This window comes from Bifidobacterium sp. WK041_4_12 (assembly GCF_041080795.1).
Classification (GTDB): domain Bacteria; phylum Actinomycetota; class Actinomycetes; order Actinomycetales; family Bifidobacteriaceae; genus Bombiscardovia; species Bombiscardovia aquikefiricola.
The window spans coordinates 1197907-1219203 of sequence record NZ_CP129674.1 but is presented as its reverse complement, the minus strand read 5'-3'; the positions used below and the strand labels follow the sequence as shown (position 1 = coordinate 1219203).

Genomic DNA, 21297 nt, shown 5'->3' with positions numbered 1-21297 from the left:
ATAATGCTGGTAATGTCACCATCGAAGGTTGATGAAGAGGTCGGGTATGAAACAACATAGGGGCTTGACACGGAGGGTTTTGGCGGCTCTCCTCACGATGAGCGCAATCATTGCAGTATCTGCCTGTTCGCTGCGCTCGCAAGACTCCGCAATCCCTTCCACAACGTCGACCACGCTGAGTGGACCGATCCCCGTGGTTGCCACCATCCGTCCATGGGGTTCTCTGGCTCAGGAATTAGGTGGCGATCAAGTCCAGGTCAGCACGATAATTTCAGATCCGAATCTGGCGATACAGGAATACGAGCCGAAGACAACGGATGTCACCACCATTGGCAAGTCCCGGATTGAGATCGTCAATGGTGCTGGCTATGACGATTGGGCTACCAAATCCGCACCCAAGGATGCAACCTTGGTCAGTGCTGCCGATGCTGTGGGCGCTTCGGAGGGGGACAACCCCTATCTGTGGTTTTCCAAGGATGTACGCAACAGTGTTGCAACCGAAGTGACCGAAGCCTACATCAAGGCTCTTCCCGCCAAGAAGTCTTACTTCAATGCTCGGCTCAAGGCATGGAAGCATAGCGAGACGACGTTGGAAACGTTGATGCAAACCATCGCATCGCAGTCGAAGAAGAAGTTGACCTATGCCCAGGAACGTCCAATTGCCTACTATCTCATGGCTGATCTTGGATTTTCCGACAAGACGCCCGAAGGCTTTGCACAGGCTCTCAGCGGCAGTGAGCAGCCAACGACGACCGAAGTCGAAACTTTCGTGGACCTGCTCGGCACATCACAGCATCCGAGCATTTTCCTGGAAGACTCAACGCAGCAATCGGCTGAAACACAGAAGAAACTCGCCACTGCTGCCAAAGACAACAATGTTCCCACGGCTGATGTCACCGAAGTGATGCCTGCACAGGACACGACGCTGAATGCATGGATCAGCGCAATAACGACGAATATCGCCAAAGCATTGGAACTTAGGACAACGATGCAGTCCGAGAACCCACAGGCGGATTCGAGCCAGGGAACGACATCTGACAGCGTCTCACCTTCGAGCAGCGAATCAGACGCAACGCCAAGCTCATCTCAATGAGCGTTCTTGCAAATCACTTCTTCTTCTTGGCGCTTTTGGCTTCCGCTTCCATACGAGCCAAAGTCTCCATAACCGGTTCCTTGGGAGCCTTGGTATGATGCTTCTCATCTCCAGGCTGGGCAGGCTGATAGCCAAGATTGACATCCAGCAGACGTTGCGCCTCGTCATCATCAAGATCTTCCGACAAGGCAATCTCCGAAGTCAAAATATTACGAGCCTTGGTAAGCATGCGCTTCTCGCCTGCAGAAAGTCCGTGCTCGTCAACGTCGCGCTGTGCCAGATCACGCACAACCTCTGCAATGTTGTTGACATCGCCGGTTGCAATCTTCTCAACGTTCAACTTGTATCGACGCGACCAGTTCATTTCCTTTTCGACGATTGGCGTACGAAGAATCTCGAATACCTTGGCGACTTCACGGGCACCTACGATGTCTCTGACACCAACTTTTTTAGCATTGTCGACGGGGACGTTGATGACCAAACCGTCAGAAGACAGTACTGAGAGTTGCAGATACTGACGCGTGATTCCCTTGACGGTTCGTTCGGTAATGGCATCTACCTTCGCTGCACCGTGCCGCGGATAGACAACCATATCGCCGACCTTATATCCCATGAATCCTCCAGAGTATGCTTAAGCTGGCCTAAAAACCGACACAATTGTGTCATGCAGCAAGGACTTCGATAAGGAATCGCATGGATTTTGTCTATGTCCCACATGCTCGTTTACACTCTTGTTATGACAACACTTTCACAAAAGTCGTCCACGATGCCGATCAACGTCGATCGCACCATCCTAGACGCCGTTAGCAACGCACGCTACTACAACCCTCACGCAATTCTGGGCGAGCACATCAACATGGAAAGCGCCAGTCATGAGGTCACCGTTCGAGTGCTCAGACCGATGGCACAAAGTGTCACCATCATCACTCAGAATGGCGAGTATCCAGCTCGTCATGAGTTCAATGGAATATTCACCGTCGTCATTCCAGCCCTGCAGACGTCGATGCGCTATTCCGTACCGGATTATCGCATTCGCACCGAATATGCCGATGGAACCATACGTGTCGAAGACGATCCCTATCGCTATCTCCCCACCATCGGTGATATCGACATCTATCTCTTTGGCGAAGGGCGGCACGAACGACTCTGGGAGATTCTCGGCGCGCACGTGCGAAGCTATGACGATCCAATGGGTTCCGCAGACGGTACGAAGGGACAGCAGGTTTCCGGCGTATCCTTCGCGGTCTGGGCGCCAAACGCCCATGCGGTTCGCGTCGTGGGCAATTTCAATTCCTGGGATGGACGAAGCTACGCCATGAGAGAGCTGGGTTCTTCAGGAATATGGGAACTGTTCATTCCGGGATTGCAAGCGGGCGAAACCTACAAATACGAGATTCTCAATGTTCACCATGAGTGGGTGATGAAGGCAGATCCCATGGAGCGCGGCCATGAAATTCCACCGGCAACCGCATCCGTCGTCATTGATTCGCGGCACGAATGGCAAGATGACGATTGGATGCGCACGAGAGCTCAGCACGATCCGCACGGCGGCCCCATCAGCATCTATGAAGTTCATGCTGGAAGTTGGAAGGAAGGGCTCGGCTTCCGTGAGCTGGCGGATCAGCTTGTCCCCTATGTGTCCAAGCTCGGATTCACCCACGTTGAGTTCATGCCCCTGACACAGCACCCCTTCACAGGGTCGTGGGGCTATCAGGTCACCGGCTACTATGCTCCAGATTCGCGTCAGGGCAGCGCCGATGATCTGAAATATCTGATAGACAAGCTGCATAACGCCGGTATCGGCGTGATCATGGACTGGGTTCCCGCTCACTTCCCCAAAGATGGCTTCGCTCTTGGCCGTTTCGATGGGACTGCGTTATATGAGGATCCTGATCCCCTCCGCGGTGAGCATCCTGACTGGGGCACCTATATCTTCAACTTCGGCCGCAACGAGGTACGTAATTTCCTGGTCGCCAACGCACTGTACTGGCTTTCGCAGTTTCATATCGACGCCCTCCGCGTCGATGCCGTCTCCTCGATGCTGTATCTGGATTACAGTCGCGATCCCGGTCAATGGAGACCCAACATCTACGGCGGTCGAGAAAATCTCGAGGCGATCTCCTTCCTGCAGGAAGTGACGGCAACCGCCTACCGCATGAATCCTGGAATCATGATGATTGCCGAGGAATCGACGGCATGGCAGGGCGTGACTTCTCCAACCAACATTGGCGGCTTGGGATTCGGTCTCAAATGGAACATGGGTTGGATGCACGATACGCTCGAGTATCTCCATGAAAGCCCCGTCAACCGGAAATACCACCATAACGAAATCACCTTCTCCATGGTCTACGCCTATTCGGAGCACTACGTGCTGCCGATCTCTCATGACGAGGTCGTCCACGGCAAGGGTTCGCTCATTGGCAAAATGCCGGGAGATGACTGGCAGAGATTCGCCTCCGTCAGAGCGCTGTTTGCCTATCAGTGGGCACACCCAGGCAAGAATCTGACATTCATGGGCAATGAATTCGCTCAGTTCGGTGAATGGAATTATGAGTACAGCATTGACTGGGACTCGTTGAACTGGTCGGATCATCAAGGAGTGCAGACACTGGTCGAAGATCTGAACGCGCTGTATCGTCATGAACCAGCCCTGTGGTCACAGGACTTTGATCCTGCAGGATTCCAGTGGCTTACCAGCGATGATGCAGACCACAACGTGCTGAGTTTCATGCGCCTGGGCTCGCAGGACGAATGCATTGTAGCAGTCGTGAACTTCGCTGGAACCGCATGGCAGAACTATCAGGTGCCACTTCCCCAAGGTGGCAGATGGACAGAGATACTGACCACCGATGCCGCGAAATATGGCGGTTCTGACATACACAATGGCAGCTTCGATGCCGATGATGTACCTTTCCACAGTAGAAAATGGTCAGCAAGACTCACCGTGCCTGCCCTGGGCGCAGTATTCTTGAAACCAGACAACTCATTGGGAGAGATTTGAGGATACCCACCACACACATGAAGGTAGGAACACGTGAGCATGAATAACACCACAATGCGTCGCGATAGCATACATCGCACGATTCTTGTTGTGGAGGACGAGCCAACCTTGGCCACTGCAATTGCACAACGCCTTACGGCAGAAGGCTGGACGGCACGAGTCGCCTCCGATGGTGCCAGCGCCGTTCAGGCTGCGTCCCAGTTGAAGCCAGATCTCATCATCATGGACATCATGCTGCCCGTCATGGACGGTCTTGAGGCGACGAAGCGCATCGTCGCCGAAAGGCCTGTGCCTGTTCTGATTCTTACGGCTCGCGACGACGAAGCCGACAAGGTCATTGGACTTGGTGCCGGAGCTGACGACTACATGACCAAGCCATTCTCGATGCGAGAGCTGATCGCCAGGTGCAAGGCGTTGCTGCGACGCGTCGAACGGGCAAAGGTCATCGCCAAGAATTCAGAGAATGAGAAGATTCTTGACTTTGGTTCGCTCATCATCGATCCTGCACAGCGTCTTGTCACCCTTGACGATCAGCAGATCCATCTGACACCGACAGAATTCGACCTGCTCGCAACCCTTGCACGCAAGCCACGCTCGGTTCTCACCCGCGAAAAACTTCTGGAAGACGTATGGGATTGGGTCGATGCTTCAGGTACCCGTACCGTCGATTCCCATGTAAAGGCGCTGCGGCATAAGCTCGGTTCGGACATGATTCGCACCGTGCACGGTGTCGGCTATGCCTTCGAGCCGCCAGAGCAGCGCGCCGCATGACACGCTAGACATCACCAATACCAGCAGACATCAGTGCAAGACATATGAAAATTGATAGCAACAAGCATCAGCAGAAAACGCATGCCAGCAGCGGGTCGCAGGTAAAGACGCAGCATGTGTCCCCAGATCGACCCATTGGCTTTCTTTCGTCATTGAAGGGCGAACTCAGCGTTCTCATTACGATTGCCACGGCCATAGCATTCATCATGGCGTGGTTCCTGCTCAAGGTCGGGCTCAACGGTTGGATTGCCATGCCCCTGACGCTGATTGTGGCTCTGGGCATCACCTATGTGTTTTCGCGAGGGCTCACTGCCCCACTGCGACAGATGCGAGACGCTGCAGAGGCCATGTCAGATGGCGATTACACCGTTCGCGTGCAATCGGCAACGCTGAGCCATGACGAGATCGGGCAGTTGGCACGTTCATTCAATGTCATGGCTGCGGAATTGCAGCATGCCGACCAGATGCGGCGCGACATGGTTGCCAATGTCAGCCACGAATTGCGCACCCCCGTATCCGCATTGCAGGCCATGATTGAGAACCTTGCCGACCATGTCGTCGAACCGACCCCAGCAAACCTGGAGAGCATACTCAATCAAACCCACCGTCTTTCGGATCTCATCGCCTTCCTGCTTGATCTGTCGCGCATGGAGGCAGGTGCCTCAAGCCTTGAGATAACGAGCTTTGACTTTGCCGATTTCATCGATGAAACCATCGAGCCGCTTGAAATTGCCGATGCTGGTCATGCGCATGAGATTGAAGTCGATGTCCCCCGCAATACCAAGATGGAAGGCGATCAGGACAGGCTTCGTCAGCTCTTCACGAACGTCATTTCAAATGCTCTCAAGCATTCCGCCGATGGCACGACCGTCCTCATTGAAGTCCATGTGGAAACCGATCCCCCACGTGTGGTCACCAATGTCGTGAACTTTGGCTCTCAGATACCCCAAGAGGCTCGCTCGGACATCTTCAGACGCTTCGTGAAGGGCAAGGCGGGTCTCGGCACCGAATCCGGAGGCACCGGTCTTGGACTGTCCATAGCTCGCTGGGCCGCGAAGCTGCATGGCGGTTCGGTCAGCGTCGTTGACGATACCCGTGGTGCGGATTTTGAAATCGTACTACCCCAATATCACGACGCATAAATCATCAATCGTTCAGCCACCCAATCGTTCAGCCACCCAATCGTTCAATCGATGAAACGATCAGTCGTTCATGGATGTTCGCACACACCGGACGAATATTCCAACACGCCCCGAATATCGAGCGGTCACCTTGCATGACCGCTCGATTGCGATATGTGCTTGCGCATGGCTCGTCGCTCATGCATAATGGTATTCGAACATATGTTCGACGCATTCAGATAAGTGATGGGCTGGAGGAACAATGCACATGCATAATGAAATGTCACATGCGACCGAACATGGCGATGGCGTGCCTTCACGCAACGCGTCTGAGATCGATGGAACAGCGGATCAGGCATCGTTACGCGTCACTGACGTCGTTCAGGCGGCAGTGAGCCCAAGGCCGGTGCTCATGGCGCTGGAGGCCGTGCACGCAGGCTTTCCTTCGGTGGCGCAGGACTACTTTGCCGGCGATTTCAGTCTTGACGAAAACGTCATCACGAATCCCGATACAACCTTCATTCTTCATGTTGCTGGAGATTCCATGGAAGGTGCCGGCATATTTGACGGCGATCTCCTTATCGTAGACCGTTCGATTGCACCGGCAGCCGGTGACATCGTCGTCGCGATTCTCGATGATGAACTCACGGTGAAACGCCTTCTGGTGCATGGATCTACGCCGGTTCTGCATCCCGAAAATGCGCGATATCCGAACTTCATTCCCGGCAATGACGAAAGCCTGAGCATCTGGGGTGTCGTCACCGGCAATTTTCACAGCCAGCACGATGCCTTGTCGTCACGGCACAGCGCTCAGGTGCCCCGCACCTCCACGCCTGCACCTCATCGTGCCGACACATCGCACAGCAGCCATCATGCTCGCGTATCTTCGTATGCTGCAGAATCGCATCGCAGCGGTCAGCTGCATCAGGATGCTCAGCGATATCCGAGATCAGGTTGGGGTGCATGATTCATGCTTGATTCAATGCGCGCCGAGCATCCGGCCCTTGATGCGCCCACCGTCGAGACACGGACCGATGCCGCCCAAGATATCGAAGTCTCTCACCTTCCCTATGCCATAGTGCTCGCAGATGCCAATAATTTCTTCGCGTCGTGTGAAACGGTATTCAACCCGCAGCTGGCTGGACGCCCTGTCGTGGTGCTATCCAACAACGACGGCTGCGTGGTATCGCGCAGTGCGGCCGCCAAGCAGTTAGGCATCGTCAATGGAACGCCCTGGTTCAAGATTCGCGGTCAGGCGGAACACGACGGCGTGATTGCCAGAAGCTCCAACTACGAGCTCTATGCCAGCCTTTCGCACCGCATGATGCATGTCATGTCTGGATTCTTCTCCCATCAGGAGGTGTATTCCATCGATGAATGTTTTCTTCACAACACGATGGGCAGAGCAAGAGCCGAGCAGACATGCAGACAGATGCGCAGCACCGTGCTGCGTGGCGTGGGCATTGCCGTAAGCGTTGGTGTGGCCCCGACCAAGACCTTGGCAAAAATCGCCAACCACTGGGCCAAGAAGCATCCGACTTCGCATGGCGTGACATTCTGGAACGACATTGCCAAGGAATGCGGTGACGACGCACTCCGCAGCATACCCGTATCCGAAGTATGGGGCGTTGGTCGACGCATTACCAAGACACTCATGGGCATGGGCATCACCACTGCCCTTGATCTGCAGCGATGCGATCCGGTTCTTATTCGACATCGTTTCTCCGTATTGCTCGAACGCACCGTTCTGGAGCTGCGAGGCACGCCATGCATCGAGGACGAATCAGATGCAAGCAGTGGCGTGAGAAGAACCCAGATTCTATGTTCGCGCATGTTCTCCTCACCGGTCAGGGGATTTGAAACATTGTCGCAAGCCTTAAGCGTCTATGCTCAGCAAGCCTGTCATCGACTGCACCGTCAGCACAGTCTGTGCGGCCGTGTCGCCGCTTTCTGCTCGACAAGTCCGTTTGCCAAGGAATACTCGCATATCGGCAACTCGGTTATCCTTGACGACCCGAGCGACAACCCGATGGTACTGTCAAAGGCGGCCTGCAATGCCTTGCGCCACAGCATAGACGAGCATGCGCCGTATATCCGAGCTGGTGTGATGTTGCTGGATCTGAGCGACGCTCAGGATTTCGCCACCTTCGAAGGCATGGACGCCCAGCGTGATGAACACGGCATCGGCAGCGTGCTTGAAGTTGCCGCCCGTCGATTTGGTCCTCGACGTGTAGGTATCGGCTATGGAGGCATTCGCGGCTCGGGGCGCAATGATGCCGATACCGGTGCCACATGGACGATGAGGCGCGACATGCTTTCCATCCGCGGCACAACCAGATGGGATGAAATGCCTATCGTTCATGCATAGCAGCGTCACGATGCGGGTTGCAGGGCGTTGACGCGAGGGTGAGCGCGGTTACCACATGCGCCTGGCAGGTGCCGAGCATCTTGATGCATGCACGAATGGTCGAGCCTGTCGTAATGATGTCGTCTACAAGAACGATATGCCGATTGTTCAATTCGTACGATCGTTTCACAGCCATCTTGCCGTGAAGCCGTTGCGTGCGGCCTGCGGCTCCAACGGCACGAACGGCCTTGGTGGTCGAGAACTTCAGGCGCAGCGCTGACTGCGCATGAGCATCGATGCCCTCCCTCTGCAGCGTCTGCGCTACTGCCTGAGCCAGAGCAAGGGTGTGCATGCGCCCGCGCTTCAGGATTGCATAGGGCGAGGATGGCATCGGAACGATGCAGAGCGAATACACTGCGTGCTCGTGACACCAGTCCACCAAGGAAGAGGCATATACCAGAAAAGCCATCCGTTCACTGAAATACTGCGTAAGCTCTTCATCACGATGGTCTTTCCACGCTAGGATGGCGGCTCTGACCGGGCCACGATACAAGGCGCTGGAGAAGGATCGCTCCATGAGAGCAAGGGGGAAGACCCGCGTGCTGCCATAGCGGAATGATGCCGCGCATCGCTGGCATATGACGCAATCCGGAAGATCACATCCCACACAGCCACGCGGCACCACTATGTCGAGCACTTCCCGACAGATGCGACGAGCGGCACGAACGAAGGATGCTCGATAAGCATGCACTGCCATCGCAGAAGCGACGACACGGATGCGAAAGGGATCAGTCATGATGGTGACGATATCCAGCTTCTACGATTCACTGCAACGCACATCAGCATTGTGGTCAAATATGACATGCATTGCGAACAGTGCGATTCTCCGACAGCTGGCGAACTTCAACAAACCAAGAATTCCAACAAACCGAGAATTCCAACAGAACCGTGCACCCCACCAGCCTGCGAGGTTTTCAGAGCATCTCCGAATATCTCAGAATGCCGAAGTTCCAGAATTGGGCAGGCTGCGCAGCAGTTCTTCGACAAAGGCTGCGGTCTCATCTGGGTTGGCGACCCGTACAGGCATCGTACCCGCACATGCAGCGGGATAGTCATTGCCCTGTGGATCCATGCGATCTCCGACAAAGATCATGTCAGGAACGGCCACGCCAAGGATTTCGCCAAGCTTGCGCACGGCATAGGCCTTGTCAATGCCCTTTGCCGATATGTCGACACTCGTGGATCCGCCGGAGCGCACCTGCAGATGCGGCAAATCAACGCGGACAGCGGCAGCCAAGGCATTCTTCTTGACATTGTCCGAATCCCAGGCATCCTTGGCCTCGACTGGCGCAAGCTGACCGAGCGCGGAGAAGGTTATCTGACTGCCCCTATCCTCTATCTGAGGTCCCCAGGTCTTGCTCTCCCACAGATCGAGTTCATGCGCATGCAATGTCAATGAAGCGATGGCGCTCTTGCGATCAGCCTCGCTGAGATTGTGTGCATATACGCGAGACCACGCATCATGATCCCAGTGATAATAGCGTGTTCCACTTGTCGGCATCAGATGAAGTCGTGAGTTGTCCGTTGTCTCAGGCAGCACCGCAAGCACCTGATCGCGAAACTGCTCGAATGTGCCACCAGACACAATGGCAACGGTGATGCTGTGGGTGAGCTGCGAAAGCAAGAAACCCATATGCTCGCTCATGCGCGTTTTCGACCATGCCAGCGTGTTGTCAAGATCGAAGGCGACGACTCTGGCACGCGCACTCATGTCAGCGATGTCAAGCTGCTTCCAGGAACTTGCGATTTCAACCTGTGTGGTGGCTGTTTCCATACCTGTGACGTCCATCGCATTATTCCTTTCGTCATTCACTGCTGAGAGCTTACACCATAATTCACACTTTCGAGAGATACGTGCATCGAAGCTTGTTCCGGTCGCTGATGGCTCTTACTGTGAGACATATGGATGAGCATCCTTGGACGCGTGAGATTTTCCGCGATAGACATGGTCGAGGGCAGCGCAAGCCAATGTTTGGCACACGATTGCCCCGCTATCGAACACGTTCCGGAATATTTGACAGTGCCGTCGCCTCGCAGATCAAGCGATTGAACGAGGCCTGGCCGAATCTCATCCATCCAGTTCAGTTCGCCGTCGAAGACGTGCCCCCATCCGATCCGGTGCCTTGGGACGAAGACATGCGCAGCCTCTCACATTCCTTTCCAGCCAGTCACGGCATTCCGGCTCGCATAGTCCTGTACCGAATGCCCATGCAGATGCAGGTTGAGGATGAAACCGAACTGCAGCTGCTCATTCGCGACGAAATGGTGTCACAGCTTGCAGAACTGTATGGAAGAAGACCCGAGGAAATCGATCCTCAATGGGGTCTGTGGGGATGAACCACACTGTGGGGGTGAACCACACTGTTGGGATGAACCACACTATGGTACTGAACCACACTGTGGGGCTGAACCCTACCGAGCGCTGACCCCCGGCAGGGTTGCACATGAATCAGCGCAAGACACCGACAGTCTCATTCACTGTTATCCTCGCATGCTGGAGCATCAGCGAAACAGGCTGCAGATAGCTTGACGCTGCAATCTTGGCATCGTCCAATGTTGAGCTGGACAGGGCTATGTCCCAGGACAACGCATTCTTCGAAGATGCCTGCTGCTGCACAGTAATGGCAGCGATATTCGAGCCCAGATCGCTTAAGGCAAGAGACGAGGCGGCATTGGGACCAATCTGAACCGTCTTCGTTTCGAGACGGGCGCCATCCGCATTGTAGATGTCGATGTCGGCTGACGCTTCCTGCGTGGATCGATTCGCCAGTACCAACGAGCCTCCCAAACCCTTGGGAAGAGCGATGGCACTGAATTGAGGCGTGGATTGGGCAGCAATCACGCCGAAGTCCTGCTGGCCGTCCGAACCATCTACCGTCGTAATTGCAGAGGCATGAATGTCATTGTCGGCAGTCACCGACACCGCCATGGCATCGTCGGGAACGCTGCCCATATCAATGGATGCGACGCGGTGTGCCTCAAGGGATTGCGACGTGGCATTCTTCAAACCAGCCTTCGTCACCCACGAGATGCTGAGCTTGCTGGCTGATTCAGCATAGGCGAGCAGCTTCACATGCTGCCCCTTCGTCACGCCCGGCAATACCATGCTCTGCGCGGCAGAACCGGTTGCCGTCACGTATTCAGATCCCAAGGATTTCAATCCGTCAAGGCCAACCACCTTGACGACGGCAGCGACTGCCGTGTCCTTGCTTGCGACAGTGACGAACAGACCATCCTGCTGCGGTGCCGCAGCAGCAAGATCGTAGACAGACTCGCTGCCAGCGCCAATGGTCACGGTTCGTGCAGTGTTCAAAGCTAGCGTTCCTGTCTTAACGGTACCCCAGACGTTGAAGGAAATCGCCGTGGCCTTATCGGTGGGATTGGCAATAACCAGTTGCTGCGTCCATCCCGTATCGGTGGCAGGGAGCAAAAATGACTGCGACAGCGCAGGGCTCACGCAGGAGGTAGCCGAAAGACCTCGCAAATCACCCTGCGTGGCCTGCGAAACAACGGATGATGCAGCTCCGGCACCACTCTTGGTATCCAACAGTTGCGTATTCTGCACCAGGGCATGTGCATTTACGTCGCTCTGAGCGATGGAAACTGCAGCATCATTAGTTGGATCCTTATCTTCGAGCTGAGTTGCCAAGGCAGTTCCATCATTATTGGGGAAAGCAGTGATTGACGAATCGTAGATTGCGCCAAATGCCGCATGTGCCGAATCAGACGAGATATCTCCTGCACTCGCCTGGAACTGGGAATCACCATAGTTCCCAGAATCCGCCAAACTCATGCGAGAAGGACAGTAGCCCATAATCGTATGCTGAGTAACGGCATGAGTCTGCATTGCAGAACCGCTGTTATCACTATCAACCTTGCCCTGCGCCGGCTCAATGGCGACGAGAACGAACATCATCGCAAGAACGACCAATGCGGAAAGCGAGGCAAGCGCTATCTTTGAAATGCTTCGGCCGCGCGACGAGGACGACAGTGCAGCATGCTCGTCACTTTCATGCCCTGCCTTGTTTGCCATGTCTGGGACTCTACCCTGCTGATCTGCATGGTGCTGCGAATGTGTGGTTTCAGCGTTGTTCTTCATGTTCCCTCTCACCTCTGGCTGCTTCTCGTGCGACGAGGCAAAGCCACCAGACAATACACGACAAGGCAGATTGCCAGACACCATAGCCATAGCATTCTGAACGGATTGTTCAGCGCCTCACGCTCACCGACAGTGGAGATACCGCCCTTGTATGCATCGAGTCCGATCAGACGGAAATAGGTACCATTGCCGTTGCTCACAACCGGCTGAACCCCGGCACTCGCCGTGATGTTGGAGATCAATGAATCCGTAGCGCTTTCACTGCTGACCGAAGCATTCGTGGCGCTAAGATTATTGACCATTCCGGTATAGGGCACATAGATGGCACCAATGCCGAGATTGGTCAGCGATGCAATGGCATCATCCGCACTATTCGAAAGCAGCTCGGCGCACGCTTGTCCTATGGCCGCCGACGCTGTGCTCTCCCTGCCGAGATATTGCGATACTCGTGCTGCTGGGGAACTATCGATGATATCGCCGTTGCCCGTTCGCATCAGGGAATAATCGACTCTGTTCGAAGACAGCGCAGCCAAGGCAAGCACGCGATGCGAAGGTTTCTGGGAAAGATAATCTCGTGCCACCATCGGCAGACCACTGCCCGACGGTGCCAGAGAGCTTCGAGAGTTGCTGAGCAGACCGCCATAGACGCCCCATACCGCTATGCAGGCAAACAGAACGAGAGCCAGCGAGATACGACCCGCCTTGGCGACAGAGACGAAACGACGCCTTGAACCTGCACTGATTTCCTTGATGCTGGAGCGCTGAGCAAGCTCGATGAATTGATGCACTGCTGATCCCGCTATCAGACAGACGCATGAAAGCAGTGCCAGAATGACTAGAGCCAGCCCCGGCGATGGTGATGCGGCCACGCCCGTGCCTGCATCCGTACCAATGCCAACGCGAACCGATACCAAAGCCAGGAGAAGCCCGGCAATGGCGAGAATCCACATCATCCTCGAAAGACGCAGCGCAAACGGCAGCGCCAGCGCACATATACCAAATACGGTGAGCAGGGCAAAACTGGCCCAGAGCGCGATAACCAGCACATCGCCTTGCAAAAGCCACCATTGCTGGCCTTGCATGAACTGCATGTCAAAGCTTTGCGCGATGAGTTGCAGCGCATTCAGGGCTTTTGGTGAAGAGCCGACGCTGGCAACCGGTATCTGCACATCACCGAAGAGCTGTCTCCAATCTCCTGCAGCCCAGAACTCAACAGCGTTGAGGAGTACTGGTGCCAAGGCCAATGCCGATGGGATGGGGATAAGCAGCAACATGGTGCGATGCGAACGGACCATCACCAGGAAGGCTGCAAACACGGCAATCAGCGGCAGCACTATCTGCGGTTCCGACAGCGTCACCGGCATGAAGCACAGCGAAGCCAAAGCCGCGGATTGAATCGAGGGATGAGGCAGGGCAGGCATTTCGGTGCGGTACATTCCCACCGCTCTCAACATGAATGCGAAGGATGCCGGCAGAAAGACCATCGTGACGGCCATGGCCACGGATCCATCGCTGTATATGCCAAGAAGCCAGGTGGATGCTGCCCACAGCAGCGATGTGGCGAAGCGAATGATGTTCGAGCGAGTGAATGTTCCTGCAAGTGCCCAGAATGATATGGCACACAGCGGCGCTGCTAGGACAATCATGAGCAGCAAGGCGATGTTGGCATGTCCGAACGTGATGACGTTGGCAACGACGATGATGAAGGCGAATGGCGTTGGCGAAGCAAAGATGCCGAGACCCGAGCCGAAGGACCAATTGCTCGTTGCAGTGTTCCATAGCTGACTCCAGCTTGCATCGAAGGGAAGCAGCGTACCTGATGCCGCTCCTTCACCTTGGAACAGACCAGTGATCAGTACGTGCTGGGATGCAGCCGCTGCTGTGCATGTGACGATCAGCAAGGCAACCATCCACAGCAGCCGAATGCGCATTTGCCGGTGAAGATGTGCCAGAGCCAGAGGGCTGAGCAGTGTGACGCTACCCTGTTCGGCAAAAGCTTCATTGCGTTCTCTCCACTGCTTCAGCTGACTTCTTCCGGCCACCAGCATGTTCAACGAAGAGAGTGCAACGGTCTTGCCATGAACCAGTCTTCTTCTGGCCGCGATTGCACCAGGAATAATGAGGAAGAGACGCCAGGGAATGCACAGGTCGCATATCGCCTCGTAAGGCTGCTTTCTGAAGAGCCGCTGCGCGAATGAGCCGATCCCCTGCAGCACAAGCCATACCCACAGTAAGGGCCATAGAGTCATGCGGCTATCGGTGATGCGATATCGCAGCCGTGCAGCCGCGACGCTTAGGTACGGGTTGTGAACGGTATGCGGTTCAGTGGCAAGCCCATTCTTGGTACGAATGCCTTCATAGCGCGCGCGACGATGGGCAATGACTGCCTGGGGAACGACGATTACTCGACCGGCATGAAGACAGATACGACGTGATATTTCAGCGGATTCACCGAACGTTCCAAACCATGAGTCCATGCCGCCGAAACGGTTGAAGGTTGATAGCGGCATCAGCGCACCAGCCAAAGATACTGCAAAAACATCCTGACGAGCGTCATATTGCTCCTGGTCAGGTTCACCATCGACGACGAGACTGACCAGACGGTGCTTGGCGGCATAGTATCCAACGTTATGAAGATTGGGCTCGTCCCAATCAATCTGCTTGGCTCCAATCAGCGAAGCCTTGGGAGCATTGCGCCAAGCCTCGCGAAGAGCATCCAGACAGTGCGGATTCTCAGGTCGCGAATCATCGTGCAACAACCACAGACCACGAACGGATTCTGGCAGCCTGGCATAGCTCAGGGCCTGAGAAACCGCGTGAGAGAACGAGCTTGCACCCTTTGCACGAACCAGCTGAACCTGAACTGTGTGAACTCGGGGAAAGCTTTCTCCAGATTGCTTATTCGGCTCCAACACTTCAAAGGAGGAGTATAAGGGCGTGGATGTTTCTCCACTGCAGTCAGCAATGACGATGCAGCTGGGAAGCACTCGCTGATGCAGGACACTTTCGAATGTTTTCGTGAAGAAACGCAAATCCTCTTCGACGGTGATGACCGCAGCGACATCTTCCGCCACATCCGAACGAAGAGATTGCGCATGTTCGGACATGGTCTGAGCTAGTGCCTGCTGTATGCCTGGAGTCGTGAGACCAACTGAATTCATATAACCAGTGTAAGCATAGGTCCAAGAAGATAAGAGGTGAACGGACTGTGCCTCGCACAATCCTTTCGCCTCATGCCTGCTGTTCCTTGTGATAGCGGCGTCTCTCGCGTTCACTCATGCCACCCCAGATGCCGAAACGCTCATCATGAGCAATGGCCCATTCCAGGCACAGCTCACGCACCTCACATTGTGCACAGATTCTTTTGGCCTCTCTGGTCGATCCACCTTTTTCAGGGAAGAACGCCTCCGGATCGGTTTGCGCGCATAGGGCACGGTGCTGCCAGGAAAGATCCTCGCTACGGTCGAACAATCCCCAAAGTTGGTTCGCCGATGTTGACGGAGAATCGTCTTCGATGCCATCTAGCATGGCTGGCCTCCTTGGTGCATCGTGTGCACATACAGAGAATGATATGACTTCGTGTAAATTACACACTTGTGAGTCAGCATTTGTCAATGAAAATGCAATATTTACTAATAAACTCGTGATTTCAGGCGTTTTGCACCGAACTTTCAGGGTCTTTAACACACTAGCTTCACAATTTTCAGCAGGTTTTCAGAGAAGCACACATTCGATGAATTACAATTTAAGAGTTTACGAGGGATAGAGCGACATTACGATTGCGAGAATCAAGTACGATCCTTGTGCTCTGACAGGAAGGCTTAAGCGTGGCTTTGAAGAAACATACAGGTGTGAATCCTCCGAATATTGGGGGGTTCATGGTAACTGCACCCAAGCACGGCATAAGTTTCGTCACTCATCACCGCGTGCTTACAGCCGTTTCCCTGGCCATCATCGCATTCTTCGCCTTCTCAGCCACCTTCGCAGCAGCGAGCTTCCTCGATATCGATAGCACCGTACAATCACACGCCGTCCCTATTCTTTCGCCGAGCAAGGGAACCAGCACGCCCACGACACTCGATCAATACGCCGGCAAGACACTCAATATTCTGATTCTTGGGCAAGATACGCGCTCAGATTCTCAGAATGCTGCCATCGGCGGTAGTGATGGTGCAGGGGATCATCAATCGGATACTGCGATGGTCATGCAGATTTCAGCCGACCGATCCTATGTCAATCTGGTATCGATCCCCCGTGACTCACTCGTTGATGCGCCCAGCTGCAAAACCACGACGGGCACAATCCCAGCGCGGTATAACGTCATGTTCAATTCAATCTTTGCCTATGGCTATTCTCAGGGCGGCGATGTCGCATCGGCCGCAAATTGCGCGATGACCGCCGTCAACGCGCTGACGGGCTTGGATATCTCTTCGTTCATCGTTGCCGACTTCGCCGGCCTGCAAGACATGATCGATGCCATTGGTGGGGTCAGCGTCTGCATTCCTGAAGACACAAAGGACTCCTACACCAATCTCTCCCTGACAAGGGGACTTCAGCATCTGAATGGGACGCAGGCCACGCAGTATGCCCGCATGAGGCATGGCACCGGAACCGACGGTTCGGATATCATGCGCACGACGCGTCAGCAGTATCTCGTCAAAGCATTGCTTGCCACGGCCCGTTCCAAAAGTCTCTTCACCAATGCCTCGCAGATGTATCAACTCGCAAAGTCTGCGTTGAGTTCCTTGCAGTTCAGCGAGAACCTTGCCACCACAACAGGTCTGGTTGGATTGGCAACGAGTTTGAAGAACCTCACCACTTCACATATCTATTCTCAGACTTTGCCTGTCACCAGCGCTCCTTCCGATCCAAACCGTGTGATTTGGGCGAGCACGGCATCCAGCGTATGGGCAAAATTCAAGGAAAGTCAGCCGCTCGTCAGCTCGGCAGCGACTGAGTCCAACTCTTCAGGCAGCTCAGACGGCAGTTCGAGCGATTCCTCCAGCTCTTCGGATGCTTCCAGCTCCACTCCAAGCGCATCATCCTCCACAGGCGCGTCATCGACGCCAAGCGCAACGGTGAATGCAAACACCGGCTTGATCACCGAAAGCGATGGAACGCTGATCGATCCGGAAACGGGAGGCACGGTTGACCCTGAAAGTGGGGCCATTCGCGATCCGAACACGGGTCAATACATCGGTATGGCAGCCAAATACATCAACTTCACGGTATGTGGGATTACTGCGCAAGATTGGGACTGAAGCTCACCTGTATGCCGCTTTCTGTGTTAAAGCTATGTCCAGAAAGACAAGTTCGGAGGATACATGGCTCGAGAATCTGAAGATGCGACATCCGGCGACACCCCGCCCAGTTTCATTCCGACACACCATTCGAATAAGTCGAGCCAATCGTCTTCGCGCGCACGTGGCAAGGGTTCTGATGCTTTGCCCAGCTTTGCTCCGAGAAGAAGTTCGAGCCAGGGTTCGCACCCTACGGCCTCGAACGTTAGACCGTATGGTTCCACGCGCCATTCGTCCGGCTCATCAGGTTCACGCAATGCTTCGGGCGAACTCGATGCTTCACGCAATGGCGGGGGCGATCAAAGGCACTATCAGTCATCGTCCTCGAACATTAGCCGTCCGCAGTCTCGGTCGTTTCCAGCCAGGCCTTCAGGTCGTGGAGGCAATGGCGGCAATACTCGCATGAAGTTCAAATTCAGACGCATCATCGCAGTCCTGATCATAGTGATCCTGCTGCTTCTCGCAGTCTGTGGCATAGGTATGTGGAATTGGGTCAACGGTCAGCTCAACAAGAAGGAGATGCTCACCTCTGCGGCAGACACTCCAGCCCAGTCGTGGCTCATCCTTGGTTCCGATGAGCGGGACGGCACACCTGGAACAGGCACGGACGAGGATACGCCAGGATTTAGAACAGATACCTTGCTGGTACTCACCAAGCCCAAGAGCGGACCTAGTTCGCTCATTTCAATTCCCCGAGATTCACTGGTGCAGAATAACGGCACATACATGAAGATCAACGCGGTAGCTGAAACTGGGGGCTATCCAGCGTTGACCGGGCAGGTCGAGAACATCACCGGTCAGAAGATCGACCACGTAGCCCTGATCAAGTTTGGTGGCTTGGAAAAGGTCGTGAATGCGCTTGGTGGCGTCGAGCTGTGCTACAGCAGCACCGTCAATGACGCAAACTCTGGTCTCAATTGGACAGAAGGATGTCATGTTGCCAATGGTGCCACAGCCCTGGCTTTCTCAAGAATGCGATACTCTGATCCTGAAGGCGACTTCGGCCGCGCGAAAAGACAGCGTCAGGTGATCGCTGCAATCGTGAAGAAAGCTTCAAGCTCAGCCACCACGAGCAGCCCTTCGACCATCCAGAAGGTCGCCAAGGCTTCGCTGGCCTCGATAGTGGTCGACAACAAGACAAACCCCTATACGCTCCTGAAGATGGCCTTGGCATTCAAATCCGCATCTGGCACGAACGGCGTAACGGGAAGCGTCTATTGGACGGATCCTGACTACTATCCAGGCAACGTCGGTTCGACCGTCCGCCTTGACGCTTCGAAGAACAAGGCGCTCTTCACCTCTCTCGCAGACGGAACCCACGAGCGCGGCACCGTTGGCGGTCAAGACTGAGCTGCAACGCCTATCTGCGCGTTCATTGTGAACTTCGCGAAGTATAGAAGCCCCAGAAATGGCAAAATTGGGGTCGAAATCGTGTAATTTCCCTCGATTTAAGGCTTGTATACTTCGTGAAGTTCACAATGAGCGTTCGCACGCCACAATCTGAGCAGATTCACATTCGACCACAATGATTTCGGCCAGCGTCGTGAGGTGTTTGGGGCAGCGATACTGAGGCCATGGCTAAGCGCTCACACTTCCAACGCATTCTTGCCCTCACGCCGGTGTTCCTTCCACAGGCAATCGTGGCTTCCATTATGCTCGTGCAACGACAATGGGTTGCCGCTCTTATCAGTTTCATTGTCACCGTCTCGTATATCTGGATGAATATGACACAGCGTGTCACCCTTGAACCCTTGGGGGACACTTCCCCACAAGAACAGCAACACGGCTCTGCAAGAACAGAATCAGGGATGTTGAACAAGGGTCCTTACTCCAAGCTCGAAACGGATTTGCTCAGCACACACCTTCCCCCATGCTGCGACCTTATGGACATTGTGTGGACACGGAATGATTCCGACGATTCATCGCATGCCATGGTTCACTCGACTTCCAACGAAACGAAGCCGGTCTGGCAGACGATCGTTCACGCATGGCTCAAGGGTGCTGGCAACAACAGGCAAAGGAAGAACATCCGTGTGCCTTTGGGGATGCTTGACGAGAGCGTGTTGTTCCAGATAGATCTCGCTTCCCAGGGTCCGCACGCCATGATGGCTGGGACCACGGGTTCCGGAAAGTCGGCCATGCTGCAAAGCTGGTGTCTTGCCCTGGCTATGCGCTTCTCGCCAGAGGAACTCAATCTGGTGCTCATGGACTTCAAGGGTGGTGCGGGACTCGACGTGCTGCAAGGGCTGCCCCATACTGTCGGATGTGTCAGCGACCTGCACCTGCAGCATGCGCAGCGTGCGCTGCGAGGCTTGGAACAAGAGCTCCGCAGCCGCGAATCATTGGTCTCACGCCATGGGGTGAGCGATGTCATGAAGCTTGCTGCTCCACCACCCCGGCTAGTAATCGTGATTGACGAGGCACATGCCTTATGCCAGCAGATACCCGAGGCCATGCAACGCTTATCGCGTGTTGCGTCGCTCGGTAGGTCTCTGGGCATGAATCTCATCATGTGCACTCAGAACCCTGCAAGCCAGCTCCACACGGAAATCAAGGCCAATATGGCAGTTCGCATATGTCTGCGCGTTCAGGATCCCTTGCAGTCTCTTGAGATGATAGGCGAACCCGCAGCAATTCGCATCAGTCCGACGATGCCCGGCATGGGCGTGTTCACCGACGGTGCATCCAAGATGCTCTTTAGAAGTGCGTATATCAACGATTGCAACCATGTAGTCACCCATGTCAGATATGCTGCCTCGTTTCTCAACCATGACGCTCCGAGACCCCTCTTCACTCGCCCCTTGCCATCGATCTGCAATACGCAGCAGCAGGCCGAAGCCGCAGGCAATGACTTAGAGGATGACTCAGAGTTGCAACGCTCTCAAGAACCCTCAATGAGTGCAAGACCGGCAATCTCCCAGCCGCTCGCTGTAGTGATTGGGTTGGAAGATGATGGCGTGAGGTATCGCGTCTGCTCAATGCCGTTATCGGGCAACGTCGCAATCGTCGGTTCACCAGGACGAGGCAAGACCACAATATTGCGAAACATCCAGCATGCTCTGGCAACGAGACCGGGTGTCATCTGCACCTTCATCACTGCGGATTGCGCTGCATTGCCCTCGGTCACTGATGCTTCGCGGCATGTATGGCTCATCGATGATGCCGATGAACTCTGTGATCCCAGTGTCATGCATCCTCTGAGCAGACCATTTATCCAGGCAATTCGCAATCCAGAAATAGTCGTGATATTCGCAGTGGACTCCCCCAGCCATTTTCGTCTGCACGAGTATTGTCCCACACGCATCATTTTCCCCTCCGGAGAGTCAGGTCTGGATATCATGTCCGGGATCTCGTCCGGGACTGTGAAGAACTTCGCCCCAGATGATGCGACACGTGTGGGCCGAGCCGTGCTGATTGCGCCGGGAATCGAACGCATAATACAGTGTTCAACATCCTATAGATGCTAAATTTTCTTGAAAAGTTTCCATTTTCGTGCTTACCTAGG

Annotated in this window: 16 protein-coding genes; 10 read left to right on the top strand and 6 right to left on the bottom strand. The window is 54.7% G+C overall.

Features of this window, described 5'->3' with window-relative positions:
- Window positions 1-46 precede the first annotated feature (46 nt).
- On the top strand, window positions 47-1093 hold the full coding sequence (locus QN215_RS05230; protein ID WP_369343309.1) for a metal ABC transporter solute-binding protein, Zn/Mn family: 1047 nt from the start codon (window positions 47-49) through the stop codon (window positions 1091-1093).
- 13 nt (window positions 1094-1106) lie between these two features.
- On the opposite strand, the gene QN215_RS05225 is transcribed toward QN215_RS05230, so the two are convergent.
- Window positions 1107-1706, bottom strand: a complete 600-nt coding sequence (locus QN215_RS05225) for a CarD family transcriptional regulator (RefSeq protein WP_369343308.1) — start codon at window positions 1704-1706, stop codon at window positions 1107-1109.
- Between the two features lie 123 nt (window positions 1707-1829).
- On the opposite strand from QN215_RS05225, the gene glgB reads away from it, so the two are divergent.
- The 5 genes from glgB (at window position 1830) to QN215_RS05200 (ending at window position 8354) form a co-directional block, all read left to right on the top strand.
- Window positions 1830-4094 (top strand): 1,4-alpha-glucan branching protein GlgB, encoded by a 2265-nt coding sequence (gene glgB / locus QN215_RS05220; protein ID WP_404978482.1) that lies wholly within the window; start codon window positions 1830-1832, stop codon window positions 4092-4094.
- 39 nt (window positions 4095-4133) lie between these two features.
- Window positions 4134-4865 carry a response regulator transcription factor gene (locus tag QN215_RS05215; protein WP_369343307.1) on the top strand — a complete coding sequence of 244 codons (732 nt, stop codon included), beginning with the start codon at window positions 4134-4136 and terminating at the stop codon, window positions 4863-4865.
- Window positions 4866-4909: 44 nt separating this feature from the next.
- Window positions 4910-6007 (top strand): sensor histidine kinase, encoded by a 1098-nt coding sequence (locus QN215_RS05210; RefSeq protein ID WP_404978481.1) that lies wholly within the window; start codon window positions 4910-4912, stop codon window positions 6005-6007.
- 247 nt (window positions 6008-6254) lie between these two features.
- The gene (locus QN215_RS05205) at window positions 6255-6953 is read left to right on the top strand and encodes a LexA family protein (RefSeq protein ID WP_369343306.1); all 699 of its coding nucleotides are present in this window, start codon (window positions 6255-6257) and stop codon (window positions 6951-6953) included.
- Between the two features lie 3 nt (window positions 6954-6956).
- A complete protein-coding gene (locus tag QN215_RS05200; RefSeq protein WP_369343305.1) occupies window positions 6957-8354 on the top strand; it encodes a Y-family DNA polymerase in 1398 nt (465 codons plus the stop codon).
- On the opposite strand, the gene QN215_RS05195 is transcribed toward QN215_RS05200, so the two are convergent.
- Window positions 8338-9129 carry a ComF family protein gene (locus QN215_RS05195; RefSeq protein ID WP_369343304.1) on the bottom strand — a complete coding sequence of 264 codons (792 nt, stop codon included), beginning with the start codon at window positions 9127-9129 and terminating at the stop codon, window positions 8338-8340. The two genes, QN215_RS05200 and QN215_RS05195, sit on opposite strands and share 17 nt — an antisense overlap.
- 198 nt (window positions 9130-9327) lie before the next feature.
- The gene (locus QN215_RS05190) at window positions 9328-10182 is read right to left on the bottom strand and encodes an HAD-IIB family hydrolase (RefSeq protein WP_369343303.1); all 855 of its coding nucleotides are present in this window, start codon (window positions 10180-10182) and stop codon (window positions 9328-9330) included.
- A gap of 113 nt (window positions 10183-10295) precedes the next feature.
- On the opposite strand from QN215_RS05190, the gene QN215_RS05185 reads away from it, so the two are divergent.
- Window positions 10296-10730, top strand: coding sequence for a metallopeptidase family protein (locus tag QN215_RS05185; RefSeq protein ID WP_404978516.1), 435 nt, complete (start codon window positions 10296-10298; stop codon window positions 10728-10730).
- 112 nt (window positions 10731-10842) lie between these two features.
- Here QN215_RS05185 and QN215_RS05180 read toward each other — a convergent pair whose 3' ends face one another.
- From QN215_RS05180 to QN215_RS05170, 3 genes are all read right to left on the bottom strand, one after another.
- On the bottom strand, window positions 10843-12492 hold the full coding sequence (locus QN215_RS05180) for a DUF5719 family protein (protein ID WP_369343301.1): 1650 nt from the start codon (window positions 12490-12492) through the stop codon (window positions 10843-10845).
- 8 nt (window positions 12493-12500) lie between these two features.
- Window positions 12501-15653 (bottom strand): glycosyltransferase family 2 protein, encoded by a 3153-nt coding sequence (locus QN215_RS05175; protein ID WP_369343300.1) that lies wholly within the window; start codon window positions 15651-15653, stop codon window positions 12501-12503.
- A 70-nt stretch (window positions 15654-15723) separates the two neighbouring features.
- On the bottom strand, window positions 15724-16020 hold the full coding sequence (locus QN215_RS05170; RefSeq protein WP_369343299.1) for a WhiB family transcriptional regulator: 297 nt from the start codon (window positions 16018-16020) through the stop codon (window positions 15724-15726).
- A gap of 350 nt (window positions 16021-16370) precedes the next feature.
- On the opposite strand from QN215_RS05170, the gene QN215_RS05165 reads away from it, so the two are divergent.
- The 3 genes from QN215_RS05165 to QN215_RS05155 all read left to right on the top strand — a co-directional run bounded on the left by QN215_RS05165 (window position 16371) and on the right by QN215_RS05155 (window position 21259).
- A complete protein-coding gene (locus QN215_RS05165) occupies window positions 16371-17753 on the top strand; it encodes an LCP family protein (RefSeq protein WP_404978515.1) in 1383 nt (460 codons plus the stop codon).
- A gap of 63 nt (window positions 17754-17816) precedes the next feature.
- On the top strand, window positions 17817-19142 hold the full coding sequence (locus tag QN215_RS05160) for an LCP family protein (RefSeq protein WP_369343297.1): 1326 nt from the start codon (window positions 17817-17819) through the stop codon (window positions 19140-19142).
- A 224-nt stretch (window positions 19143-19366) separates the two neighbouring features.
- Window positions 19367-21259, top strand: a complete 1893-nt coding sequence (locus tag QN215_RS05155; RefSeq protein WP_369343296.1) for an FtsK/SpoIIIE domain-containing protein — start codon at window positions 19367-19369, stop codon at window positions 21257-21259.
- Window positions 21260-21297: the final 38 nt, after the last annotated feature.